General features: G+C 70.3%; 23 protein-coding genes. 18 read left to right on the top strand and 5 right to left on the bottom strand.

The genetic code is table 11. The annotated features are described in order from the left end of the window. Positions 1 to 208: 208 nt before the first annotated feature. A complete protein-coding gene (locus ACYVD1_RS24770; protein WP_460776895.1) occupies positions 209 to 1,069 on the bottom strand; it encodes a M48 family metalloprotease in 861 nt (286 codons plus the stop codon). 470 nt (positions 1,070 to 1,539) lie between these two features. On the opposite strand from ACYVD1_RS24770, the gene ACYVD1_RS24775 reads away from it, so the two are divergent. From ACYVD1_RS24775 to ACYVD1_RS24800, 6 genes are all read left to right on the top strand, one after another. Then, a complete protein-coding gene (locus ACYVD1_RS24775) occupies positions 1,540 to 3,390 on the top strand; it encodes a 2-oxoacid:acceptor oxidoreductase subunit alpha (protein ID WP_460776896.1) in 1,851 nt (616 codons plus the stop codon). A gap of 67 nt (positions 3,391 to 3,457) precedes the next feature. Then, a complete protein-coding gene (locus tag ACYVD1_RS24780) occupies positions 3,458 to 4,444 on the top strand; it encodes a 2-oxoacid:ferredoxin oxidoreductase subunit beta (RefSeq protein WP_460776932.1) in 987 nt (328 codons plus the stop codon). Positions 4,445 to 4,563: 119 nt separating this feature from the next. Continuing rightward, the gene (locus tag ACYVD1_RS24785) at positions 4,564 to 5,226 is read left to right on the top strand and encodes an NAD(P)H-binding protein (protein ID WP_460776897.1); all 663 of its coding nucleotides are present in this window, start codon (positions 4,564 to 4,566) and stop codon (positions 5,224 to 5,226) included. Positions 5,227 to 5,388: 162 nt separating this feature from the next. Continuing rightward, entirely contained in the window at positions 5,389 to 5,934 is a 546-nt protein-coding gene (locus ACYVD1_RS24790) for a hypothetical protein (RefSeq protein WP_460776898.1), read from the top strand. 352 nt (positions 5,935 to 6,286) lie between these two features. Beyond that, on the top strand, positions 6,287 to 6,499 hold the full coding sequence (locus tag ACYVD1_RS24795) for a hypothetical protein (RefSeq protein WP_460776899.1): 213 nt from the start codon (positions 6,287 to 6,289) through the stop codon (positions 6,497 to 6,499). A 72-nt stretch (positions 6,500 to 6,571) separates the two neighbouring features. Further along, positions 6,572 to 6,787 (top strand): hypothetical protein, encoded by a 216-nt coding sequence (locus tag ACYVD1_RS24800; protein ID WP_460776900.1) that lies wholly within the window; start codon positions 6,572 to 6,574, stop codon positions 6,785 to 6,787. 150 nt (positions 6,788 to 6,937) lie between these two features. Here ACYVD1_RS24800 and ACYVD1_RS24805 read toward each other — a convergent pair whose 3' ends face one another. After that, entirely contained in the window at positions 6,938 to 7,474 is a 537-nt protein-coding gene (locus ACYVD1_RS24805) for a GNAT family N-acetyltransferase (RefSeq protein ID WP_460776901.1), read from the bottom strand. A gap of 146 nt (positions 7,475 to 7,620) precedes the next feature. On the opposite strand from ACYVD1_RS24805, the gene ACYVD1_RS24810 reads away from it, so the two are divergent. The 4 genes from ACYVD1_RS24810 to ACYVD1_RS24825 all read left to right on the top strand — a co-directional run bounded on the left by ACYVD1_RS24810 (position 7,621) and on the right by ACYVD1_RS24825 (position 10,344). After that, the gene (locus ACYVD1_RS24810; protein WP_460776902.1) at positions 7,621 to 7,800 is read left to right on the top strand and encodes a hypothetical protein; all 180 of its coding nucleotides are present in this window, start codon (positions 7,621 to 7,623) and stop codon (positions 7,798 to 7,800) included. An 81-nt stretch (positions 7,801 to 7,881) separates the two neighbouring features. Next, complete coding sequence (locus tag ACYVD1_RS24815; RefSeq protein WP_460776903.1) at positions 7,882 to 8,226, top strand: Uma2 family endonuclease; 345 nt, start codon at positions 7,882 to 7,884, stop codon at positions 8,224 to 8,226. A 58-nt stretch (positions 8,227 to 8,284) separates the two neighbouring features. Next, positions 8,285 to 9,190 carry an RNA polymerase sigma factor SigJ gene (sigJ, locus tag ACYVD1_RS24820; protein ID WP_460776904.1) on the top strand — a complete coding sequence of 302 codons (906 nt, stop codon included), beginning with the start codon at positions 8,285 to 8,287 and terminating at the stop codon, positions 9,188 to 9,190. A gap of 5 nt (positions 9,191 to 9,195) precedes the next feature. Continuing rightward, positions 9,196 to 10,344 (top strand): phytoene desaturase family protein, encoded by a 1,149-nt coding sequence (locus ACYVD1_RS24825; protein WP_460776905.1) that lies wholly within the window; start codon positions 9,196 to 9,198, stop codon positions 10,342 to 10,344. A gap of 337 nt (positions 10,345 to 10,681) precedes the next feature. Here ACYVD1_RS24825 and ACYVD1_RS24830 read toward each other — a convergent pair whose 3' ends face one another. After that, the gene (locus ACYVD1_RS24830; RefSeq protein ID WP_460776907.1) at positions 10,682 to 11,365 is read right to left on the bottom strand and encodes a response regulator; all 684 of its coding nucleotides are present in this window, start codon (positions 11,363 to 11,365) and stop codon (positions 10,682 to 10,684) included. Next, positions 11,362 to 13,026 carry an ATP-binding protein gene (locus ACYVD1_RS24835; protein WP_460776908.1) on the bottom strand — a complete coding sequence of 555 codons (1,665 nt, stop codon included), beginning with the start codon at positions 13,024 to 13,026 and terminating at the stop codon, positions 11,362 to 11,364. Before ACYVD1_RS24835 ends, ACYVD1_RS24830 begins: the two co-directional genes overlap by 4 nt. A 214-nt stretch (positions 13,027 to 13,240) precedes the next feature. Here ACYVD1_RS24835 and ACYVD1_RS24840 point away from each other — a divergent pair, with 214 nt between their 5' ends. The 6 genes from ACYVD1_RS24840 (at position 13,241) to ACYVD1_RS24865 (ending at position 21,446) form a co-directional block, all read left to right on the top strand. Further along, on the top strand, positions 13,241 to 14,233 hold the full coding sequence (locus tag ACYVD1_RS24840; RefSeq protein ID WP_460776909.1) for a Bug family tripartite tricarboxylate transporter substrate binding protein: 993 nt from the start codon (positions 13,241 to 13,243) through the stop codon (positions 14,231 to 14,233). After that, on the top strand, positions 14,230 to 14,886 hold the full coding sequence (locus ACYVD1_RS24845) for a tripartite tricarboxylate transporter TctB family protein (RefSeq protein WP_460776910.1): 657 nt from the start codon (positions 14,230 to 14,232) through the stop codon (positions 14,884 to 14,886). The genes ACYVD1_RS24840 and ACYVD1_RS24845 overlap by 4 nt, the downstream gene beginning before the upstream one ends. Beyond that, on the top strand, positions 14,886 to 16,433 hold the full coding sequence (locus ACYVD1_RS24850; protein WP_460776911.1) for a tripartite tricarboxylate transporter permease: 1,548 nt from the start codon (positions 14,886 to 14,888) through the stop codon (positions 16,431 to 16,433). The genes ACYVD1_RS24845 and ACYVD1_RS24850 overlap by 1 nt, the downstream gene beginning before the upstream one ends. A gap of 241 nt (positions 16,434 to 16,674) precedes the next feature. Then, the gene (locus tag ACYVD1_RS24855) at positions 16,675 to 18,522 is read left to right on the top strand and encodes an ABC transporter ATP-binding protein (RefSeq protein WP_460776912.1); all 1,848 of its coding nucleotides are present in this window, start codon (positions 16,675 to 16,677) and stop codon (positions 18,520 to 18,522) included. Further along, on the top strand, positions 18,519 to 20,390 hold the full coding sequence (locus tag ACYVD1_RS24860; RefSeq protein ID WP_460776913.1) for an ABC transporter ATP-binding protein: 1,872 nt from the start codon (positions 18,519 to 18,521) through the stop codon (positions 20,388 to 20,390). Before ACYVD1_RS24855 ends, ACYVD1_RS24860 begins: the two co-directional genes overlap by 4 nt. A gap of 51 nt (positions 20,391 to 20,441) precedes the next feature. Continuing rightward, positions 20,442 to 21,446 (top strand): hypothetical protein, encoded by a 1,005-nt coding sequence (locus ACYVD1_RS24865; protein ID WP_460776914.1) that lies wholly within the window; start codon positions 20,442 to 20,444, stop codon positions 21,444 to 21,446. Positions 21,447 to 21,521: 75 nt separating this feature from the next. Here the strand turns inward: ACYVD1_RS24865 and msrA are convergent, their stop codons facing one another. Beyond that, positions 21,522 to 22,187 (bottom strand): peptide-methionine (S)-S-oxide reductase MsrA, encoded by a 666-nt coding sequence (gene msrA, locus ACYVD1_RS24870; protein ID WP_460776915.1) that lies wholly within the window; start codon positions 22,185 to 22,187, stop codon positions 21,522 to 21,524. Positions 22,188 to 22,352: 165 nt separating this feature from the next. Between msrA and rarD the strand changes: the two genes are divergently transcribed. Beyond that, complete coding sequence (rarD, locus tag ACYVD1_RS24875; RefSeq protein ID WP_460776916.1) at positions 22,353 to 23,381, top strand: EamA family transporter RarD; 1,029 nt, start codon at positions 22,353 to 22,355, stop codon at positions 23,379 to 23,381. Between the two features lie 121 nt (positions 23,382 to 23,502). Next, positions 23,503 to 24,399 carry a hypothetical protein gene (locus ACYVD1_RS24880; protein ID WP_460776917.1) on the top strand — a complete coding sequence of 299 codons (897 nt, stop codon included), beginning with the start codon at positions 23,503 to 23,505 and terminating at the stop codon, positions 24,397 to 24,399. The last annotated feature ends 163 nt before the right edge of the window (positions 24,400 to 24,562 follow it).

Raw genomic sequence — 24,562 nt, forward strand, 5'->3', positions numbered from 1 at the left:
TCACGTCGTCGTCCAGATGGACGTAGAGTGCTGTCAGAAGGGCGTCAAGGTCATTGGTCACACTCTGATCCTCGACGCCCTTCGCCTTGGGCGCAGGCGTTTCAGGGATTTCCCATCAACGATCTAGGGCCGGTCCTCGCGGAAGGACGGCGGCCGCCCTCCCCTCTTGGGGCAGGCGGCCGCCGTCCGTTGTCCTACCGTGGTCCCTTCAGTTCAGGTCCCACTTGCGGCGCAGTTCCCGCAGCCGGCGAATGCGCTCCTGGACCGGCGGGTGCGCCGCGAACAGGCGGCCTACGGCACCCGGGAACGGGTTCGTGGTCATCAGGTGCGAGGTGGCCAGCAGAGCGCGTTCCCTGGGCAGCGGATAGGCCCGGTTCCCGGACTCCAGCTTGCGCAGCGCGTCGGCCAGACCCAACGGGTCCCCGGTGACCTCCGCCGCCCGTTCGTCGGCCCGGAACTCCCGCGCGCGCCCCACACCGAAGTAGACGACCATCGCCGCCAACGGCGCCAGCACGGCGACCATCAGACCGCCCAGCAGGTTCGGCATGTCCGTCTCCTCCGAATCCCCCAGCGGGAGCAGGAAGGAGACCACCGTGAGCGCGGTGATGAGTCCGGTGAGTGTCGCCGCCACCGAGCTGATCAAGGTGTCGTGCGAACGGATGTGGGCCAGTTCGTGGGCCAGGACCCCGCGCAGCTCACGTTCGTTGAGGGTCCGCAAGAGGCCCGTGGTGCAGCACAGGGCGGCGCGGCGCGGGGTGCTCCCGGCCGCGAACGCATTGGGTGACCGGACCGGCGACAGGTACAGCTTCGGCATCGGCTGCTTGGCGGTCGTGGCCAGTTCCCGGACCATCCGGTAGAGGTCGGGGCGTTCGATCTCGCTGACCGGCCGGGCACGCATGGCCCGCAGAGCAAGGGAGTCCCCGAACAGGTAGACGAGGATCGCGGCGCAGGCCACGAGGGCGATCGAGATCTGGGCGCCCTTCTCCGCACCGCACAGCCAGCCGACCACGACGACGAACACCGAAGCGCCGACGAACAGTCCGACCGCGCGGATCGCGTTGACGTGCACGCCCTCTCCTTCCGCTGTTCACCGCTGCCCGGCTTTGGATGCGTACATGGTGACAAACGTGCGGGTCGGCGTCTTGCGTTCCCCATGTGACCAGCTGTCGGTCACATCCCTCCCACGGACCGGGTCGGGTTGTGATTATGGCCACCCGGTTCGCCCTGGGGTGGGGTCGACGACCTATAGTGCGACCGTGGCCCTTATCACTCCGCGCACCGAAAAGACGGGACGATTCCTCGTCGAGGCGTGCGGATGGCCGTGTCGTTGATGGTCCGCAGCCTGACGACCCGGTCGCGGTCCAACAGCCGCAGAACGCCGCGCTGGGTTGGCGCACTCAGCGCGCGTGAGGGCCCACGCTGTCCCTTTGCCCCCGATCCAGACTCCCGGCCCGCGACGGTGCGGTCCGACCGGGGGCAGACACCCGAGCGCCGCCGCCCGTCACGACCGGCGGCTCACCAAGGAGGTCGTCGATCTCAGTGGCCAAACAGATCGAACAGCTCGACCGGGTCATCATCCGCTTCGCCGGAGACTCCGGCGACGGCATGCAGTTGACCGGTGACCGCTTCACGCAGGACACCGCGTCGTTCGGCAACGACCTATCGACCCTGCCGAACTTCCCCGCGGAGATCCGGGCCCCCGCCGGCACCCTTCCCGGGGTCTCCAGTTTCCAGTTGCACTTCGCCGACCACGACATCATGACGCCCGGGGACGCCCCAGACGTTCTGGTCGCGATGAACCCCGCCGCGCTCAAGGCGAACCTCGGCGACCTGCCGCGGGGAGCCACGGTCATCGTCAACACCGACGAGTTCACCAAGCGCAGCCTGACCAAGGTCGGATACTCGGTCGACCCGCTCACGGACGGGACCCTGGACGCGTTCCACGTGAGCGCCGTGGGCCTGACCTCCATGACGGTGGCGGCCCTGGCTGACACCGACCTCTCCAAGAAGGACGCCCAGCGCGCGAAGAACATGTTCGCGCTGGGGCTGCTGTCCTGGATGTACAACCGGCCGACGGAGGGGACCACCTCGTTCCTGAAGTCGAAGTTCGCGAGCAAGCCGGACATCCTGGCGGCCAACCTCACGGCGTTCCAGGCCGGCTGGAACTTCGGCGAGACCACCGAGGACTTCGCGGTCTCCTACGAGGTCAAACCCGCGAAGCTCCCTGCGGGCACCTACCGGAACATCACCGGGAACCTGGCCACCGCCTACGGGCTGATCGCGGGGTCCAAGCAGTCGGGCCTACCGCTGTTCCTGGGCTCCTACCCGATCACTCCGGCCTCGGACATCCTGCACGAGCTGTCCAAGCACAAGCGGTTCGGTGTGCGCACCTTCCAGGCCGAGGACGAGATCGCGGGGGTCGGCGCGGCCCTCGGCGCGGCGTTCGGCGGTTCCCTGGGTGTCACGACCACCTCGGGCCCGGGCATGGTGCTCAAGCAGGAGGCCGTCGGCCTCGCCGTGATGACCGAACTCCCGCTGCTCATCATCGACGTGCAGCGGGCCGGCCCGAGTACCGGCATGCCCACCAAGACCGAGCAGACGGACCTGCTGATGGCCATGTACGGGCGCAACGGCGAGTCACCGCTGCCGGTGGTGTCCCCCTCCTCCCCCGCGGACTGCTTCGACGCGGCACTGGAGGCGACCCGGTTGGCGGTGAAGTACCGGACCCCGGTGGTGATGCTCTCCGACGGGTACCTGGCCAACGGTTCGGAGCCGTGGCGGCTGCCCCAGGTGTCGGAGCTGCCGGTCATCGACCCCTCCTTCGCCACCGAACCCAACGGCCCGGACGGTGGGTACCTGCCGTACCTCCGCGAGGAGGAGACGCTGGCCCGCCCATGGGCGGTACCGGGCACGGCGGGGCTGGAACACCGCATCGGCGGGATCGAGAAGCACGCGGAGAGCGGCGACATCTCGTACACGCCGACCAACCACGACCTCATGGTGCGCACCCGCCAGGGCAAGGTCGACGCGATCGCCCGGGACATCCCCGAGCTGGAGGTGTCCGACCCGACCGGGGACGCCAAGGTCCTCGTATTGGGCTGGGGCGGCACCTACGGGTCGATCACCGCGGGCGTGCGCCGGGTGCGGCGCGCGGGCGGCCGGGTGGCCCAGGCCCACCTGCGCCACCTCAACCCGTTCCCGGCCAACCTGGGCGAAGTCCTGCGGGGCTACGACCGGGTCGTGGTCCCGGAGATCAACCTGGGTCAGCTGTCGCTGCTGCTGCGGGGCCGGTACCTGGTGGACGTCATCGGCTACAACAAGGTCCGCGGCCTACCGTTCAAGGCCGAAGAACTCGCGGATGTGCTGCAGGAGGTCATCGACCGTGACTGAGAACTTGAGCCACGAGGGCGAACTGGCCGGCCTTCGGCTGGTCCCGAAGACGGACACCGCGTACAAGATGAAGGACTTCAAGTCCGACCAGGACGTGCGTTGGTGCCCGGGGTGCGGTGACTACGCGGTCCTCGCCGCCTTCCAGTCCTTCCTGCCCCAGCTGGGCGTACCACGCGAGAACATCGTGATGGTGTCCGGGATCGGCTGCTCCTCGCGCTTCCCGTACTACCTGAGCACCTACGGCATGCACTCGATCCACGGGCGTGCCCCGGCGATCGCCACGGGGCTGGCGACCAGCCGTCCCGACCTGTCCGTGTGGGTGGTCACCGGTGACGGCGACGGCCTGTCCATCGGCGGAAACCACCTCATCCACGCGCTGCGCCGCAACGTCAACATCAACATCCTGCTGTTCAACAACCGGATCTACGGGTTGACGAAGGGCCAGTACTCCCCCACGTCCGAGGCCGGGAAGATCACCAAGTCCTCGCCGGTGGGCTCGCTGGACCATCCCTTCAACCCGGTCTCGTTGGCCTTGGGCGCGGAGGCGGGCTTCGTGGCGCGGACCGTGGACTCCGACCGCAAGCACCTGACGTCGGTGCTGCGGGCGGCGGCGGACCACCCGGGGGCGTCGTTCGTCGAGATCTACCAGAACTGCCCGATCTTCAACGACGACGCCTTCGAACCGTTGAAGGACCCGACCGCCCGGGACCTGCGCCTGCTGCGGATGGAGCACGGTGAACCGCTGAGGTTGGGGCCGGACCGGGGTGTGGTCACGGGTGAGTTCGGCGGGCTCGAGGTCGTGGACGTGGACTCGGTCGGTGAGGACCGGCTGATCCGGCACGACGCGCACCGCCAGGACCCGGGATACGCGTTCGCGCTGTCCCGCCTGGACTACCCGGCCTTCGAACACGTTCCGGTCGGTGTGTTCCGGGACGTGCGGCGGCCCACCTACGACGACCTGGTCAACGAACAGGTGGCCGACGCGCGTGCCGAGCGCGGCGACGGTGAGCTCGCGGCCCTGCTGGCCAGCGGCGACACCTGGACGGTCGACTGAGCCGGGCCCGTCCGAAGGGCGGGCCCAACGGTATTCCTCCGGGCGGCGCCGAGAACTTCACAGGCGCCGCCCGGGAGTCCTCCCCGGGTTCGCCGGCCCAGAGGCAATACGCTGCCCCCATGCGTATCGTCATCGCCGGGGGACACGGGAAGATCGCACTGCGGCTCGCCAGGCTTCTGGCCGACCGCGGTGACCAGCCCGTCGCCCTCATCAGGAATCCCGACCACATCCAGGACGTCGTCGACGCCGGAGCCGAGCCGGTCCTCATCGACCTTGAGGAAGCCACGGTCACCGAACTCGGAGAGAAGATCATGGGCGCCGACGCGGTCGTGTTCGCCGCGGGCGCCGGCCCGGGCAGCGGCGCGGCCCGCAAGACCACCGTGGACCACAAGGCCGCGACCCTGACCGCGGACGCCTCCGCCCTCGTGGGGGTGCGCCGTCTGGTGCAGGTCTCCGCGATCAACGTGGACAAGCCGGTGCCGGAGGGTACCGACGAGGTGTGGGCCGCCTATGTGGCGGCGAAGAAGGCCGCGGACGACGAGCTCCGTGAGCACGACCTCGACCTGGACTGGACCATCCTGCGGCCCGGGCGGCTGACCGACGAGGCCGGAACCGGCCAGGTGTCGCTGGGTGAGGACGTGGAGCGCGACTCGGTGACGCGGAACGACGTGGCCGCCGTGATTGTCGCGCTGTTGGACGAACCAGGCACGACGAAGAGGGTTCTCAACCTCGTGAACGGTGAGACACCCGTCGTCGAGGCCGTCCGCGCCACCGCGGTCTGACCCTCCGTGCCCGTGGTGACTCCGGCCTTCTGTGGCCAGATGAACCCATAGAAGGCATGATGGGGGCGGAGCCCGGCGGAATCCCGCCACGGTGGACGCGGACGACCGGGAAAAAGCCAGACGGGTGAAGCAGCTCCGCAGAGCAGATGGGTACGGTTTTTCATGAGCGTCACACAGGTCGTGAGGGACAGCACGGTCGTCGAGCACGCCAAGGTCGCCGCGCAGCAGAAGCGCCGGATGTTCATCATCCAGCTGGAGGTCAACGCCTACGACGAGCCTTCCAGCAAGTTGCGCCCCGGCCTGACCCGCATTCTCGAGGGCATCGAGGAGGCGGGGTGGCACCTGGACCTGATCACGCCGAGTGAGGCTGGCGGCGAGTCCGCTCCCGCGCGTCTGTTCATCTTCCGTCCGGACACCGCCAAGAAGGACACGGGGCAGGCCGAGGCTCAGCAGCAACAGCAGGCCCCGCCGCAGGACCAGTCCGGCCAGCAGCAGCCCTACTCTCAGCATCCCACGGGTGCGCAGCCGCAGCACGACCCGTACGGGGGTTACGGCCAGGGCTACGGGCAGCAGCAGCCCTACCCCGGCTACGACCAGCAGCAGTACCCGGGTTACGGGCAGCAGCCGGGGTACGGGCAGCAGCCCGGCTACGGCCAGCAGCCCGGCTACGGCCAGCAGTACCCGGGTTACGGACAGCAGGGCTGGTAGCCGCACCCGCAGCCAGACCACAGGGCCCGCACGGCGACGTGCGGGCCCTTTTTGCGTGTCTGGGGCAGGCCTTCTGTCTGCCTAGGTCATCCCATTGTGGACTGTGCGTACTTCGTGGACTGTGCGTACTTCCGATGCATTCACGAGAATCTACCGCGAGCGCAACTTTCGGTTGTGTAACACGACGGAGAGCCAAGCAGAGATTTGTCCGACATGCACCCCGCGAAGCCGAGAAAAGTCTAGGGAAACTCTGGATTCTTCCCTGAAACTACTTCGAGCATGCGAGTGACTACGCTAGGTTAATTACGGCGGCTGCAGCCACCCCGTTTTGCACTTCCGAAAGGTAACCATCATGTCCCGTATCGCCAAGGTTTCCGGATTCGTCCTGGCGACCGGCCTCGCCTTCGGTGCCCTTTCCGGCACCGCCGCGGCCGACAACAACGCCGACATCCAGAACATCACCATCCCCGTCTGCGTGGACGTCCTCAAGGCCTCCGGCGTCAGCGCCAGCGGCTGCAACGTCGTCGACTGGGACGCCCACTCCGGCATCGCCGTCCACGAGTAGTCGTCCCGGCGAACTCCCCCGCTAGACCTGCCAGAACCAACCGCACACCGCGATCCGAAAAGGAAGCACACCATGAAGCGCATCACCGCAGTCTCCGGTCTCATCCTCGCCACCGGCCTCGCCCTGGGCGCCATGTCCGGTACCGCCGCCGCGGACAACAACGCCGACATCCAGAACGTCACGGTGCCGGTCTGCGCCGACGTGATCTCCTTCTCCGGCCTCAGCTCCGAGGGCTGCAACGTGGTGTCCAAGAGCATCACCTCCGGCACCTCGGTCATCGGCTGGTAGCCAGCGGCACCCCAGAGCACGGGCACCGCGGGGCACGGCGTTCACACACCGTGCCCCGCTTCCGTGTTCAAGGGACCTCGTCCCAGGAGACCGGGTCCTCAGCCCTCGGATCCGGGGCCGGTGCCCATGGATCGCGGTCAGCCCCCGTGTTCAGCCGCCACAGACCCCTTCCGCGACACCGTCCGCCGGATCCGAGACCAGGCGGGCGTGGCTGCCCGTGTCGTAGCGCGAAGTCCCGTACCGGAGTTTGGCCCGCTCGATCCCCTCAGGCCGGAAGCCGGCCCGCTGCCCGGCCACACACGAACCCGGGTTGTTCAGCCGGTGGCCCATCTCCACCCGGAACAGGTCCAGCTGGTCGAAGGCGAACTCCGTGGCCAGGCGCGCCCCGCCCGAGGCCACGCCCCGCCCCTGCTCCGCTGGGTGTGTCCAGAAGGAAAGCCAGCCGAGGTCGTGCACGCGGCTGGTCACCGCGAGCTGCACGTGCCCGAGCGCCCTGTCCGTCCCGTCCACCACCGCGAACCCGTGGACGTCCTGCTCCTTGGCCAGGACCGCGCGGTACTCGATCCACTCCAGGGCCTCGTCCCGCGTGTGCGGCACATCGGCCTCCTGCCAGGCAAGCTCCTCCCAGGCGTAGGCCGCCACCAGCCGGTCCGCGTCACCCCGGTGCCACTCCCGAAGTCGGTACACCCGAATCCCCTCTCCTCGACACTCCAGGTCGCGCCAACCTAGAACCGCTCAGGACCGCGGGCAAGCACTTTTCGAGAACCCGCCGGTAACCCGGTGTTAGCTCGGGATGCTGGCTCTCATGCACCTGAGGAGGCAGTATGTCCGTCATGACCACTCGGCGATCGGAAGTATCCGAACGGCCCCTGACCGTCGACGACCTGGCGCGCATCCCGGACGACGGGCGGCGGTACGAGCTGGTCGACGGGAGGCTTGACGTGTCCCCCGCACCCTCCCCCATTCATTCGACGGTCGACACACGGCTGACCTACCTGCTGATCAGCCTGTGACCCCAAGGGTTCCGCCCCTACACGGGGCCGGGCATCAACTTCAAGGCGGGCCGAACCCACCACCGCATACCCGACCTCGCGGTGATCCGAACGGACGATGCCTCCACCGCGGGAACCCACCTGAACCGCCCTCCAGTCCTGGCGGTGGAGATCGTGTCGCCTGAGAGCGTGCTGCGCGACGCCAACACCAAACGCGTCGAATACGCGAAGTTCGGTGTCGAGTCATACTGGCTCATCAACCCGCTCCAAGGTGAGACAGGCATCAGTGAGATGAGGTTGGAGAACGGTCAGTACAGGGACGTGACCCAGGTCTACGGCGAAGACGCCTTCGAGACCGATTTTCCATTTCCCATCAAGTTCGTGCCGTACTGGCTCGCCGCAGACGGAGAGGCCGACGACGAGTGGAGGAAGTACATCGGGGGCTGATCCGGATCTGCGGCGCAGGCGTGTCACGGACGGGGTTTCGTGATACGTCTTCCCTGACATGACGACAGAGCTCTTCGAGGAGCACCGCTCCCTGCTGAACGGTGTCGCCTACCGGATCCTGGGAACGTCGGCCGACGCCGAGGACGTGGTGCAGGAAGCTTGGCTGCGCTGGTCCCGCGTGGACGCGGGCGGGATCGACGATCCCCGCGCCTACCTGGTCACCGTGGCCTCCCGGCTGGCCATCGACCGGTTGCGCCAGGCCCGTTCCCAGCGCGAGTCCTACGTGGGTGAGTGGCTGCCCGAACCGGTGAGCGGTGAGCCGGACGCCGCCGAGCAGGCCGAGCTCGCCGACTCCGTGGAGTTCGCGCTGATGGTCGTGTTGGAGACCCTCAGCCCGCTGGAGCGGGCCGTCTTCGTCCTCCGCGAGGCCTTCCAGCTCCCCTACGCCGAGATCGCCGAGGCCATCGGCCGTGAGGAGGCCGCCACCAGGCAGCTGGCCCGGCGCGCCAGGGACCACGTCCGGGAGCGCCGCCCGCGGTTCGAGGCCGACCGGGCCAAACGGCGGCGGATCACCGAACGCTTCCTCCGGGCCTGCTTGGAAGGAGACCTCGACGGGCTCACCGGGATGCTGGCGGCAGACGCCACCCTCGTCGCCGATAGCGGCGGCAAGGCGCGGGCGCCGCTTCGGACCCTGGAAGGCGCGGTCAAGACGGGCCGGTTCCTGGCGGCGGTGTCGAGCCCCCGCAATACCGAGCGGTTCCTCGCGGCCGCGGGCGCGGACCCGTCGGAGGGGTTCCAGGTCGAGGTCACCGAGGTCAACGGGGGGCCAGCGGTATCCCTGACGTCGGGCGGTAACCAGCTGGGCGTGATCCTCCTGGACATCTTCGGGGACCGGGTCCAGCACGTGTACCTGGTGGTGAACCCGGACAAGATGTCACGGATGCGCGGGCCCGATCCGTCCTAGGGGGCATGGACATCACCGTTGTGGGCGGTGGCCTCGCCGGACTGACCGCGGCCATCGCCGGCGCCGAACGCGGCGCCGACGTCACCCTGCTGGAATCCCATCTCACCCTCGGCGGACGGGCCCGCTCGACTGAGCCGCCCTACGTGGCCAACGACGGGCCCCACGTCCTCTACTCCGACGGTCCCGCGTACACCTGGTTGGATCGGCGCGGTCTGATCCCGCCTTCGAGGCGCCTGACCGCGCGGGCCGCGGCCGGGACACGCTGGCGGTACCGGGGACGGGTCGGCGGTCCTCCTTCCCCCGTGCTCCGGGCGGCCACCCGCCGGGGTCTGCGTGCGCCGCACGGCAGGGACTTCGGCTCGTGGGCAGAGGAGCAGCTGGGTGCGGAGTCCGCCCGCGCGGTCGGCAGCATGATGGGCGTGGTCCTCTTCCACGCCGAGCCCTCGCGGCTGTCGGCCGCCTTCGTCTGGAACCGGTTCCTGCGGGTGACCCGTCCGGGGTGGCCCGCGCCCCGGTACCTGCTCGGCGGCTGGTCCTCCCTGGTGGACCACCTGGCTGCGCGGGCCCGGGAGATGGGGGTCCGGATCGAGACGGGTTCCCGGGTACACACCCTTCCTGAGGGCCCGACCATCGTGGCGACGTCCCTGGATTCGGCGCGCGCCCTGCTCGATGACGCCTCCCTGACGTGGGAGAGCGGCCACACCCTCATGGTCGATCTGGGTCTGGTGCGTGGCGGACGGGACCCGTTCCTGGTCTTCGACGCCGACGAGTGCGGGTTCGTGGAGCGCTACAGCGTCATCGACCCCTCTCTCGCGCCGGCCGGGGAGGACCTGGTGCAAGCCCAGCTCCCCGTGCGCCCCGGAGAATCCCGGGCCGCGGCCACCGCCCGGTTGGAGACCTTCCTCGACTCAGCGCTGCCCGACTGGCGGGAACGGGAGACCTGGCGACGCGACCAGGTGGCCCGGGGCCGCACCGGCGCCCTGGATATGCCAGGCAGTACCTGGCGGGACCGCCCTGCCATCGATCGCGGCGGGGGCGTCCACCTGGCCGGAGATTCGGTAGCCGCGCCCGGCCTGCTGGGTGAGGTCTCCGTGGTCAGCGCCGTCCGCGCCGCCGAGCTGGCGACGGGACGGGCCGTGGTCTCACCGGGCTGACCCCGGCTTAGGCCGGGAGGTGGCCGACGGTGGGCCGGAACAGCACGACCGGGGTCGTCGCCGTCAGCGCGATGGACCTCGGCTACCACCACGGCAGCCGCTTCATCCCGGGTGTCGGCCTGCTCCTGCACGGGGTGGTCCGGTAGCTGCTCGGCCTGGCACCCGAGCCCGGAACCCCCTGCCCCGAGCGGACGGCCCTGGGAGGCTGTAGCCCTGGCGCGCAGGCGGTGCGGCCCATGGGCAGAGGGGTCCCGGCCCTGAAGGACCGGGTTTCCACGCCCAACACACCGATGCAGAACATCGGTGCCCCAGACGAGGACTGAATCCGCAGGTTGTCTCAGGCGACCCAGCGGTACAGGTGTTCGGGGCGGCCCGCCGATCCGTAGCGCATGCGCAGTTCGGCGCGGCCGTCGGCACAGAGGTGCTCCAGGTAGCGGCGGGCGGTGACCCGGGAGACCCCGGAGCGTTCGGCGACATCGGAGGCTGACACCTCGCCTTCGGCATCCCGGAGGACCCCCGTGACCAGGTCGACCGTTGCCGAGGTCAGGCCCTTGGGCAGCGATCGGGCGGCGGGCGGGCGCAGCAGCCCGAACAGCTTGTCCACCTCGTGCTGGGTGGTCTCCCCTTCCCCCTCCATCTGGCGGCGGGCCACGGCGTACCTTTCGAGCTGGTCGCGCAGCGCACTGAGCGGAAACGGCTTGAGGAGGTAGTGGACGGCGCCGCCGTGCAGCGCGGAACGGACCTGGGCGAGGTCGCGGACGGCGGTGATCATCAAGAAGTCGGGTTGGGGTGTGCCCTGTTCCGGGGCCGACCGCAGGGTGCGCATGACCGAGATCCCCGAAGCGTCGGGGAGGTGCAGGTCGAGCAGCACGAGATCGGGCCGGTGCCCGCGCACCTGGGTGAGGGCCGCGGCCGCGGTGTGCGCGACGCCGACCACGGTGAACTCGGGTACGGACTCCACGAGTTCCTGGTGGTTGCGGGCCACCCGGACGTCGTCGTCGACGACCAGCACGCGGATCACCGGGACACCCCCGTCGTCGCCGTGGCGGGCAGGCAGGCGGTGAACACCGCGCCCTCCTCGGCGTCGGCTGCCTCCATCTCGATGCTTCCCCCTCTGCTCTCGCAGGCCTGCTTGACCAGGGCCAGGCCCAGGCCCCGGGTGCCCCCGTCACGGGACGCCTTGGTGGTGAAGCCGTAACGGAAGATCTCCTCGGCCACGTCGTCCGACACCCCGTGCCCTGAATCGGTCACCCGGACCTCCAGCAGGTCGTGCGGCAGGTCCGTGTCGGCCGCGGAGTGCAGGCGCACCAACAGCTCCACCCAACCGTTCGGGGTGGCGGCGTCCAGGGCATTGTCCACCAGGTTCCCAAGAAGGAGCAGCGCGTCTGACCGCAGGGCCCCCGGGAGAACCACGGGAACGCTGGTCATCGGGGACAGGCGCAGATCCACACCGAGTTCGGAGGCCTGGGCGGACTTGGCCAGGACAAGCGCGGCGAGGGCAGGGTCTTGGACGTACTCGGCCACCCCGCTCGAGGTCCGGGTGTGCGTGGCGGACAGGTCGGCCAGGTAGGCCCTGGCCTCCTCGTGGGCGCCCAGCTCCAGCATCCCTGCGACGGTGTGCACCCGGTTGGCGAACTCGTGGGTCTGCGCGCGCAGGCCCCGGGTGACGGTGCGCGCACCGTCGAGTTCGCCGGTGAGCCGATCGACCTCGGTGCGGTCCCGGAGGGTCACCACGGCCCCGGCCGCCTCGCCGCGGATCCGTACCGGCATCCGGTTGGCGACCAGGATGCGGTCGCCGGAGAGCAGGATGCGGTCGTCGCCGGGGTCGGTGCCGGAGACGATGTCCCGAACCCTCTCCGACAGGTCGAGCTCGTCCAGGCAGCGGCCCTCCGCGTCCTCGGCCAGGCCGAGCATGGTGCGGGCCGGCGGGTTGACCAGGACGACCCTGTCGCCGCCGTCGACCGCGAGCACCCCCTCGCGCACGGCGTGCAGCAGGGCCTCGCGGCTCTCGAGCAGGGCGGTGATGTCGGCCGGTTCCAGACCGTGGGTCTTGTTGCGGACCTGCCGGGACAGGGCCCATGCCCTGGCCACGCCCAGGGAGAGGACTAAGGCGGTGGCGGCGAGGATCGCCGGGATCGCGGCGCGGGCTTCGGTGGCGGCGCTGGAGTCCAGGATGCCGAGGGACACGTAGCCCACGACCTCGCCCTCGGCGTCGCCCCCGTGTACCGATCCTCCGTCGGCGAAGACCGGGATCTTGGCGCGCACCGTCCGGCCCTGGGTTCCGTCCTCCACGCCCGTCCACTCGGTTCCCTCCACCACGGGACCGGGCGGGGTGGACACGGGCTGGCCGATGAGTTCTTTGTCCGGGTGGCTGTGCCGTACTCCGTCCCGCGAAGCGATGACCAGGAAGTCCACCCCCGTGGACGCAGCGACGCGATCGGCCAGCGGGTCGAGCTCGGCGGCCGGGTCCGGGCTCTGGAGCCCGTCCGCGACCTCGGGCAGCACGGCGACCGCGCGGGCGACGGTGAGCACCCGTTCGGAGTACTGCCGGTCGGTCTCCCGGTCCAGGTGGAGGGCCCAGAGCACGCCGAGGACGGAGAGGGCGACCACGAGGAGGCAGACGTAACCGATGAACAGCGAACCGGTGAGTGAGAGGCGCCCGCGCGCGGGGCGTGAGGTCATAGTGCGCTCCAGTGGCCGGGGCGGTCCATTGAACGCGCAGGTCGGGGCTGCGCGGTCAGGTTCCACGGACAGGCTTCACGAACAATACGACCAATATGACTCCAGATTTAACAAAACCCTCACCCGGAAGTGCGGCGGGTCACACTGTGGCCTGGATCTCCCCCCGCGTCTGCGCACCGGGGGACGTGCACGGACATTCGGGAAGGAGAGGACGATGCGCGATCGTGGTGTGTTGCTCCGCTTGGTGGGAGGGCTGTGTGCCTTCCTCTTGGTCGGGGTGGCACTGTACGACGTACGCGAGAGCGCCGCGGCCGGCAACGGCGCCCAGGAGAAGCTCCTGCTCATCGCACCGGCCGGGCCCGGCGGCGGATGGGACACGCTGGCCCGCGAGATGCAGAACGGGCTGCGCGAGGAGGACCTCCGGTTCAACGTCGAGGTCCGCAACGCCGACGGTGCGGGCGGCACCATCGGTCTGGCCCAGACCGTGAGCCGCGAGGGGCAGGACAGCGTCCTTACCATGACCGGACTCGGCATGGTGGGGGCGGTGGAGACCACCGGTTCACTCCACACGATGGAAGACGTCACCCCCATCGCCCAAATGGCCTCGGAGTACATGGCCGTGGTCGTGCCGGAGGACTCCCCCTACGAGACCATCGACGACCTCGCCGAGGACTGGCGGGAACGCCCCGGTGAGCTGCCGGTCGCGGGCGGCTCCATGGGCGGCGTCGACCAGATCTTCGCCGCCCAGGCCGCCGAGGCCATGGACGTCTCCCCCGGCGAGATCAACTACCTCCCCTACTCGGGCGGCGGCGAGACCCTGACCTCGCTGCTCTCCGGGACCTCGGAGGTCGGGTTCGGAACCCTGGGCGACTTCAGCGACCAGGTCGAGGACGACGGCCCGCTGCGCGCCCTCGCCGTCTCCTCGCCCGAGCGGCTGGACGGCGTGGACGTCCCCACCTTGGCCGAGCTCGGCTATGACCTGGAGATGTCCAACTGGCGCGGGGTCATCGCCCCGCCCGGCCTGAGCGGCGAGGACGCGGACGAGCTGGAAGGGCTGGTCCGCGAACTCCTGGCCACCGACGCCTGGGCCGACACGCTGGAACGCAACCGGTGGACCGAGACCTACCAGGGGCGGGACGAATTCGGGGAGTTCCTCGACGAGGAGATCGCCCTGGCCCGGGAGACCGTGAAGGAGCTGGGACTGTGAGGACCCCGCCGGAAGAGAAGACGACGGTGCCCGCTGAGACCTCCGGTCCCGCAGCCGCACCGGAGCACCCAGCGAACCCTGAGCCCACCGCGGTGCCGGAGGACACCGCGCGGGCCGAGGAGGACACCGCGCACACCGACGGCGCCGGGGCGGACGGGGGCCGGGCACCCGATCCGGAGACCGCCGCCTGGAGCGGCCCCAGCGCGTGGGTCATGCCCGGGCTGGCCGCAGCACTCGGCATCCTCGGCGTGTGGGGCGGCCTCACCGTCGAGGTCCCGCCGGACGCCACTCGGCCCGGACCCGGCGCCTTTCCCGGCGCGGTGGGGGTACTGCTGCTGATCACCGCCGCGGGCATGGCCGTGGCCAACCTGCGCGCCAGGGGCACCGGAAGCGGCACGGCGCTGGCCTGGTTCGAGACGCGCCCGACACTGATCGTCCTGGCCGGACTGGTGGTGCACACCGCGCTGCTCGAACCGCTGGGCTGGCTGTTCGCCGGCGCCCTCCTGTTCTGGATCGTGGCCTACGCCTTCGGTGCCCGCGCCTACCTCCGTGACGCGATCGTGGCGCTGTCGATGTCCGCGGCGGTCCAGGTCGGATTCTCACTCGGCCTCGGCCTCGGCCTGCCCGGCGGCATCCTGGAGCTGATGCTCTGATGGACACCCTGATCAACCTCATGGACGGGTTGGCCGTCGCGCTGACCCCCCAGAACCTCGTCTGGGCCTTCCTCGGCGTGCTCCTCGGCACCGCCGTGGGCGTCCTGCCGGGCATGGGTTCGGCCATGGCGGTGGCCCTGCTGCTGCCCGTCACCTTCCGCCTCGACCCCACCAGCGCGTTCATCCTGTTCGCCGGTGTGTACTACGGCGGCATGTTCGGTGGCGCCACGACGTCGATCCTCCTGAACGCCCCGGGGCAGGCGTCGTCGATCGCCACCACCTACGAGGGCCACAAGATGGCGCTCAAGGGCAGAGCCGCCCAGGCCTTGGGCACCGCCGTGATCGGTTCGTTCGTGGCGAGCATCATCGGCACGCTCGTCGTGGCACTGTTCGCCCCGGTCATGGTGGAGTTCGCGCTCAACTTCGGTCCCGGCGAGTACTTCGCGCTGACCGTGTTCTCGTTCGTCGCCGTGGCCGCCGTGGTGTCCGGTTCGGTACTGCGCGGCATCGCCTCGCTGCTCATCGGGCTGGCCATCGGCATGATCGGGATCGACGGCCAGAGCGGGGCCGCCCGGTTCGACTTCGGTTCGTCCAGCATGCTGGACGGCATCGACATCGTGATCGTCACGGTGGGCCTGCTGGCCCTGGGCGAGGTTCTGTACGTGGCCGCGCGCGGGAAGTTCTCAGCAGACTTCTCCGCGATCCGTACCGGTCGGCCGTGGCTGGGGCGCAGGGACCTGCGGCGCTCCTGGAGGCCGTGGCTGCGCGGCACCGCCCTGGGCAGCGCCTTCGGGCCGATCCCCGGCAGCGGGGCCGAGATCCCGACCTTCCTCTCCCTGGGCCTGGAGCGCAGGCTCGCCAAGCGCCGGGCACGGACCTCGGGTGAGCGGAACGAGTTCGGCACGGGCGCGATCGAGGGCGTGGCCGGACCTGAATCGGCCAACAACTCCAGCGCCGCGGGCACGATGGTCCCGCTGCTGGGGCTCGGTCTGCCCACGTCGGCGACGGCCGCGATCATGCTCGCCGCCTTCCAGCAGTACGGTCTCCAGCCGGGTCCCGTGCTGTTCGAGCGCAACTCCGACCTGGTGTGGACCCTGCTGGCCTCGCTACTGATCGGCAGCGTCCTGCTGCTGGTGATCAACCTGCCGTTCGCCCCGCTGTGGGCCAAGCTGCTGAAGCTTCCCAAGCCGTACCTTTACGCGGGTATTTCGCTGTTCTCGGTGCTGGCGGTGTACGCCATCAACACCTCGGTGGCACACCTGGTGATGCTGCTGGCCATCGCCGTGCTGGGGCTGGGGATGCGGACCTTCGGGGTACCGGTCGCCCCCGCGCTGATCGGTGTCGTCCTGGGGCCGATCGCGGAGACCGAGTTCCGCCGTGCGCTGGCGGCCTCTTCCGGGGACCCGGCGATCCTGGTGGACAGCGGCATCTCCGTCACCCTGTACGCCCTGGTCCTGCTGGCGGCCCTGATCCCGCTGTTCGCCCGGATGCGCCGCCGCCGTACGGCGCGGGTGGTCGACGTGGAGGATCCCGTGAGCCGGGTCTGACCGGTTAGGTCGCCTGCGGCCCCGGCGCCTGTCCGCCGGGGCCGTTCCCGTGTCCGGTACCGGCGCCGCACCGAGAACCGACCGTGTGCGGGCAGCGTCCCACCCGGAACGGGTGCACCACCTCGCTCCCGTCGGGGCCACCGGTCATCCCGGTACGGCGCCCGTGCCCTCACGGAGGAGTCCTATGCAAGGCCCTTGGAAGCGCTCCCGAACCGTCAGGCCCCTGAGGGACGCGGGTCCGGTGCCGCTCCTGGCCCTGTTCGGCGTCCGCTTGACCGAACGGCTGGTCCCACCGCTGACCGCGCTGGCCCTGGCCGCGCTGGTGGCCGAGCTCGCTCCTCCGGTGGCACCGGAACTCTTCACCGCCGCCCTCCTGCCCCTGATGCTCCTGGCCCTGGTCCTGCTCGCCGGGCACCTCGGCGAGTCCGCCGCCACGCCGCTGGAGTACCTGGTGAAGTCCCGCGTGGACGGTGCCCACCGGTCCCGGGTGGCCCGGATGGCCTCCTCGGCTCCCGGCATCGCCGCGCTGGAGTCGTCCGAGGTGCAGGGGCTGATCAGGGAGGTGCGCGCCGATCCCGACCACGGGGTGGAGAGCACCCCGGGCGACGGGGCCACCGCCGTGCTCAAGTGGGTGTGCGGACTCATGGGGGCCGCGGTGACCTGTGGGATCCTCTTCCAGTACGCCTGGTGGGCGGTCCCCTTGGTTCTGCTGCCGGCGGTCGTCAATCGGACCCTCCACTTCCGCCGGTTCGCGGGAAACGCCCAACTGTGGCGGTTCGCCATCCGGAGTGAAATGCACGCCGACGTGTGGCGGAACGCGACCGTCTCCCCCTCCGAAGGCAAGGACATCCGCGTCTTCGGGCTCACGGACTGGGTGGTCGAGCGGATGCAGGGCCACCTCCGGGAGGCCAACCGACCACTGTGGTCGCACATCGACCGCACGGTCCAGTTGCAGTGGGTGTCGTTCTCGGTGATGGCGATCGGCCTGCTGCCGGTGTATCTGCTGGTCACGGCGGACGCGGTCGGCGGGGTGACGACGGTGGCAACGCAGACCGCCGTACTCGCCGCGGGATGGTCCGTTTTCCAATCCCTTGGTTCCGGTGTGGAACTGCACCACATGGCGGGGGCGGCCAAGATCGCCCGGTCCACGCAGCGGCTCCGGGAGCTGCTCTCCGGCTCCGGGGAGGGGACGGAGGGCGCCCCGTCCGGCGAGGAGGCCTCGGCCGCCGAGGTGCCGGAGCGGGTCCGGGTGGTCCGCTTCGAGGACGTGGGCTTCACCTACCCCGGCACGGAACGGCCGGTCCTGTCCGGGGTCGACCTGGAGGTCCGCACCGACGAGCTCCTCGCGGTGGTCGGCCTCAACGGGGCGGGCAAGTCCACGCTGATCAAACTCCTGTGCGGGCTGTACCGGCCCACGTCCGGGAGGATCACGGCCGACGGCGTGGACATCGCGGCGATGGATCCCAAGGAGTGGCGGGCCCGGTTGTCGGTACTCTTCCAGGACTTCAACCGCTACCAGCTCTCAGCCCGGGAGAACGTCCTGCTCGGTGCGGCATCCCATGGGCACGGTCCCGGCGGCGGCTCGTCGGAGGCGGACCTGCGGGCCTCCGCCGAGGCGGCCGGGTTCGTCCCCGTCCTCGAGCGCCTGCCCGACGGCTGGGGTACCCCGCTGGCCCGCTCCCGCACCGGGGGTGTGGACCTGTCCGGCGGCCAGTGGCAGCAACTGACCCTCACCCGGGCCCTCTACGCGGTCCGGCGCGGCGCCAACCTGATCGTCGCCGACGAACCCACCGCCCACCTGGACGTGCGGACCGAGTTCGAGCTGTTCAACCGGCTCGCCGAACGGCGCCGGGAGAACGGGATCGTGCTGATCTCGCACCGGCTCTCGACCGTCCGCCGTGCCGACCGGATCGTGCTGCTGGACGGCGGCCGGATCACCGAGTCGGGCACCCACGAAGAACTCGTGGCCCGGGGCGGGGTCTACGCGGAGATGTTCGCCGTGCAGGCCCGGCGCTTCCGTACCGAACCGGACGGGGAAGCGGGGAGCAGGGACTCCGGGGACACGGACACGAGGGAGGACCGGGCATGAGGCGTTACCTGTCCCTGTGGTGGGAGGTCCTGCGGCTGTCCTGGCGGAGCGCCCCCGGGTACACCGCGGGCACGCTCGGGATCATCGCGGCATCGGTGGCGGCGGTCGCCGCCGTGGCCCTCACCATGCGGGCCACCCTCGACGCCACTTCTCAGGGTTCCTTGGGCACCGCCCTGATCGGCGCGGCCGGCGTCGCCCTGGCCTACGCGCTCACCTTGGTGATCCAGGACCTCACCAACGACTGTGTCACCACCACCGCCGACCGCACCGGCCGCCTCGGCCTGAGTCCGGTGGTGCACCGGGACATCAACTCCGTCGAAGGGCTGGAGCACCTGGAACGGAGCGATTTCCTGGACCGGGTCAGCATCGTGCGCAGGTCGACCGGCCTGATCGCCCGCAGCGCCTGGAACGCGCTGTTGAGCCTGTCCAACATGCTGAAGCTCCTCATCACCGTGGTTCTGCTGGGCAGCGTGAACCCGCTGCTCCTGGTGCTCATCCCGCTGGCGGCGATCCCCGTCTGGTGCAACCACCGGGGCCAGCGCCTGGTGCAGCGCGCCGAGGTGGCCGGAGCCGAGCCCTACCGGCTGCAACAGCACCTCTTCGAGACGGTGGCCTCTGCCGACGGCGGCAAGGAGGTCCGGGTCGCGGGCGCCGCCGACCGGCTCATCGAACTCCAGGAAGAGGCATGGGATGCGGCGGTCAGCACGCGGTTCCGGGCCCGGGTCGGCGCCGCCCTGTGGAACGCCGGGGGTTGGACGGTGTTCGTGGCGGCGTTCGCCGGGGCGATCGCACTGGTGGTCTACCAGACCGCCGCCGGTACCAGCGGAGTCGGCGACCTGGTGCTGACCGTGATGATGGCGGTCAGCCTGCGCCAGACCGTGCAGGGGACCGTGGCCGCCACCGTGGAGGCGGCCGGTTCCCGCCGGGTCGTGGAGCCGTACCTGTGGCTGCGGGCGTACGTGCGGGCCCAGGAGGAGCGCGCCGTCGCGGCCGATCCCCCGCCCGTCCGGCTGGAGCGGGGCATCGTCCTGGACGGGGTGGACTTCACCTATCCGGGCGCCGGTGCGAAGGCCCTGGACGGTGTCACCGCGGAGCTGCCCGCAGCTTCCGTGGTAGCGGTGGTCGGCGAGTACGGTTCGGGCAAGACCACGCTGGTCAAGCTCCTGCTGTCGCTGTACGACCCGGATTCCGGAAGCATCCGGCTGGACGGCGCCGACCTGGCGGGGATCTCGGTCCCGACCTGGCGGCAGCGGTGCGCCGCGGTCTTCCAGGACTTCGGCCGCTTCCACATCCGGTTCGGGGAGACCGTGGGGATCGGCGACCTGCCGAGGATCGACGACACCGATGCCGTGCGCGGGGCGCTGCACGCGGCCGATGGCGAGAACGTGCTCCGGCGGCTTCCAGAGGGGATGGACACGCAGCTGGGGCGGGACCTGGGCGGGACCGACCTGTCCGAGGGCCAGTGGCAGCGCACCGCGCTGGCCCGGGGTTCGATGCGCACCGATCCGCTGTTCTTCGTGCTGGACGAGCCGACCGCCTCGTTGGACGCGCACAGCGAGGAGGCGATTTTCCGCAGGTACATGGAGCGCGCCCGCGTGTACGGGGCGCGTACCGGCGCGGTGACCCTGGTGGTGTCGCACCGCTTCTCCACGGTGGCCGGGGCCGACCTGATCCTGGTCATGGACCGGGGCCGGATCGTGGAGTCCGGGGGGCACCGGGAGCTGCTGGCCGAGGGCGGAAGGTACGCCGAGCTGTACGGGATCCAGGCCCGCGCGTACGCACCGACCGAGTCCTGCCTGAGCCCGCCGGGGTACCCGCTTGGGAGTACCCGGGAATGCCGTTCCATCGGGCCGAACGTGGCGCAGTAACCGTGGTATAGAGAGTGCGTCGGAAGGCGGCCCCGATCGAGGGGGATGCGGATGATCGTCGTCACCGTGGTGCTGACGACCTTCGCCCTGCTGAAACTGATCGCCGTTATCGGTGCCATCCGGTGGATGTACACGCGCGGTTCCGGATATGTCGCGGATCTTGTCGCCTCCCCGCCACACAGCACGGCCGAGCTCCACCGGTCCTATGACCGCAACGGGGGCGCGTTCCTTCCGTTCGGGGTCAAGGACTACCGGCTGCGAAGGTGGGCGGACCGTCTCGCGCGCCGGGGCCACCGTCTGGCCGCTGGAGCACTGTCCGGCGTTCGCGCCCTGTTCTTCTCCCTGCCTGTGCAGGTGGTGGTCGCGGCGGTCTACGTCGCGGCGATAGCTTCCGCACCGCAACAGCCCGAGTCGGCTCTGCGGGCGTGGAACGATTCCCTCGCCCTGGGGTTGTGCTTTCTACTGGTGGCGACCACGATGCTGCTCGCTGCCGAGGCCGTGGTCGCCTACGCCGTGCTCGGATCCTACGGCGTGTCCTTCCACTCCGCTCTGCCGGTGCGCCAGAGCCGAGCCCAAGTGATGATCCAGGAGTTCAGGGTCTTCGTCGGCGCGGCCGTATTCGCTCACCTGGCGAGCGCGACGGCGATGTACCTGATCAGCGTCCGATTCGGCGGATATCAGCACATATCGGGCCCGGTCGCAGGTATCGAGCAGGCTCTCGGCAGAGGGCTGGACGTGTACTACCACACGCTCATGGTGTTCATCGGCGGCGGCGAACCCGGGCCGCTCACGCCGGTGGGCCAGGTCGCCACGGGGCTGATCGCCGCGCAGGGCCTGTCACTGCTGCTGCTCGTCCTGGCGACCATGCTCACCGTGGTACCCGGCCGGGCGGACACGGAGGGTGGCGAGCGGGCGCCGGAGCACGAAGGGCCGAAACCCCGGGGCGGAGCACCTCTTCCGTTCGCCGCCGGGGTCGCCGGATCGGTCGTTCTCGCCGCCGCGGTGACCTGGCTGGTCCGACGTTTCCGGTCCGGACGGCCCGGAAAACCCGAGTAGCCCGCCGCCCCGGGCCGGGCGCGGAACCGGGCTGTCGGAGCGGGGCGCACTTCGACTGCCGGGCCGCGCCCGTGTTCAGTCATCGGCCGTGGCGACACCGATCGGGCAGCTGGCGCCGGTTCCGCCGATGCCGCAGTAGCCGTTGGGGTTCTTGGCGTCGGACAGGTACTGCTGGTGGTAGTCCTCGGCGAAGTAGAAGGCTTTGAGCGGTGCGATCTCGGTGGTGATGGGGCCGTGGCCCGAACGGGTCAGGACCGGCTGGAAGGCGTCGCGGGTGGCCTCGGCGGCCTCCCGCTGGGCCTCGGAGTGGTAGTAGATCGCCGACCGGTACTGGGTACCCATGTCGTTGCCCTGGCGCATCCCCTGGGTCGGGTCGTGGCCCTCCCAGAACACCTTGAGGATCTCGGGGTAGGAGATCTTGGCCGGGTCGAAGACCACCCGGGCCATCTCGGTGTGGCCGGTCAGGCCGGAGCACACCTCTTCGTAGGTGGGGTTGGGCGTGTAACCGCCCGCATAGCCCACGGCGGTGGTGATGATCCCGCGCTCCGTGCCCAGCTGCCAGAAGACGCGCTCGGCGCCCCAGAAGCAGCCCATCGCCACGTCGGCGATCTCGCTGCCCTCCGGGTAGGGCGGGGTGAGCTGGGTCCCCAGCACGGTGTGCCCGAAGGGCACGGGCATCTCGGTGTCGCGGCCGGGCAGTGCGCGGGCGGGGTCGACCATCGTGGTCTTTCTACCGAACATGCCTCCAGGTTATCCGGCGGGTCCAGGGCTTCCCGGAAAGGTGCCCAGCCTGTGGGCAACCGTGCCTCCGGAACGGGCCCGGTACACACCCCTGCCTCGTGGAGTTGTCCACAGGTCGGGAGATATGGGGAGACAGGGGCAGAGATTCGTCCTACGATTACGGTTGTGTCGGACTCCAACCGCGGCGTCGCCCTCGGGGCCAGCGCCTTCCTCCTGTGGGGCTTCGCGGCCCTCTACTGGCCCTTCCTCTCCGCCTCCGAACCCACCGAGGTCCTCGCCCACCGCATGGTGTGGGCACTCCTCGCGATGTGCGTCGTCCTGCTCGTGGCCCGGCGCGGCTGGTCCTGGCTGCCCCAGGTGCTGCGCAGCCCCAGGCGCCTGCTCCCGGTCGCCGCCGCCGCGGTGCTCATCTCGGTGAACTGGTGGGGGTTCATCTACTCGGTCTCCACCATCCAGACCCTCCAGGCCTCACTGGCCTACTTCATCAACCCGCTGATGACGGTCTGCCTCGGCGTGGTCTTCTTCGCCGAACGGCTGCGCGCCGCCCAGTGGGTGGCGGTCGGTTTCGGGGTCGCGGCGGTCGGGGTGATGACGGTCGCCTACGGCTCCACCCCCTGGCTGTCCCTGCTCATGGCCGCGTCCTTCGCCGCCTACGGCGCGGTGAAGAAGTACGTGGACCTGGACGGGATGCAGAGCCTCACCGTCGAGACCCTGGTGATGTTCCTGCCGGCCCTGGGGTTCGTGGTCTACCTCGAGGCCGCCGGCGCGGGCACCACCTTCTCGGTCTCCCCCGGACACACGGCCCTGCTGGTGGGCGGCGGCTTCGTCACCGCACTCCCCCTGCTCCTGTTCGGCCTGGCCGCGCGCAAGGTCCCGCTGAGCGTGATCGGCATGCTCCAGTTCATCGCGCCGACCATGATGTTCCTGATCGGCTGGCTGCTCCAAGGAGAGGAGATGCCGCTGAGCCGCTGGGTGGGTTTCGTGCTCGTCTGGCTGGCCGTGTGCGTGTTCGCCTTCGACCAGATCCGGCACTCCCGGAACCAGTCCGCTGCGAGAGCTGCTGCGGCCGCGAACGCCCGGAAGGCCGCGGACGCCGGAGGCCTCCAGGGAACCGAGGAGGCCGAGCGGCCACCGGATCCCCCGCACCCCGAATCCGCTCCCGCCCCCTCTCCTTCCCCCGGTCCACGAGGGTGAGCCGGGTGACCTAGTTTCGGCCACTCCAAGCTACCCTTAGTGACGTTGTGCTAACGTCGAGTTGTGGGCGTCGACTCTGTCCCGCCCCGACCTGGCCTTACGTCCCGGAGGGTCCCCCTTGATGCCTCGCACCAGCCGAACCGGCGCGCTCCGTGCCGTCTCGGTTGCGCGCGCGGTGACCCCCGCCTTCATCGGCCTGCCACTCCTGGTCGGCGCCTTCCTCGCCGTACTGTGGCTGTTCCTGGCCGCTCCGGCCCAGGCCGAAACGGACGCCGGCGGCGACGGGACCGCCGTCACCGGGATCCTCCCCCAGAACGGGGAACGGGACGCGGAACAGGACCGGGAAACCGGCCTCGGCGAGGCGCCCGACCTGGAACGGATCGTGCCGGAGGAGGTCACCGAACCGGTGACCGACACCCTCGGCACCGTGCACCAGGGCCTGGAGGACACCGCGGCGGCCGCAACCAGCCGGCCCGCACCGGCAAGCCTGTCCGAGGTCGGCGGTGAGGTGCGCGGCGAGGTCCGCGACGTCGTCCAGGAGATCGACCGTACCCGCGAGGACGCGGCCGAAGGGGGTCTCGTCCCCGCACTACCGGTCACCGGTTCCAGCCAACCGGCCCCCTCGTCCGTTGAGGAGGCCGAGCCCGAGCAGGAAGAGTCCGCCGAGGACACCGAAGACGCTCAGGGCACCGAGGCGCCCGAGGCCGATACCGGCCCGACCGGTTCCGAACACGCCTCCGCGCTCACCCAGCACCACAGGTCGATGCCCGCCGCCACCGCAGCCCCGGTCGAGTCGGTGAACCCCGCGGACCGCGCCTCCGAGCACCACCACACCCTGTCGGCCTCCGGCACCGCAGCGCCCACCGCCAACGGCCCGGCACCCGCGCCCGCCGTCGCCGGCTACCTCAGCTCGGCGCTCCTGCCCGCACCGGTCTCTGACGCGGTACCCCTGGCCGCCCACCGCCTGCACCCTGTGCCCGCCGACGCGGCCGACGACCCTACGGTCTCGCCCGACTAGCGAACGGTCCCACCGCCAGGCGCCCCTCTTGCGCGCCCGGACCGTTCCCAGCCCGCAGCCTGCCTGGGAGCTGACCTGAGTCCCGTGCCCGCGTTCACGTGATTCACGTCAGCCGGTGGTCCGCCCCCGGCTTCGCCCGGCCGCTGCCCACGACGTCGCGGCC

Source organism: Nocardiopsis nanhaiensis (assembly GCF_054778635.1).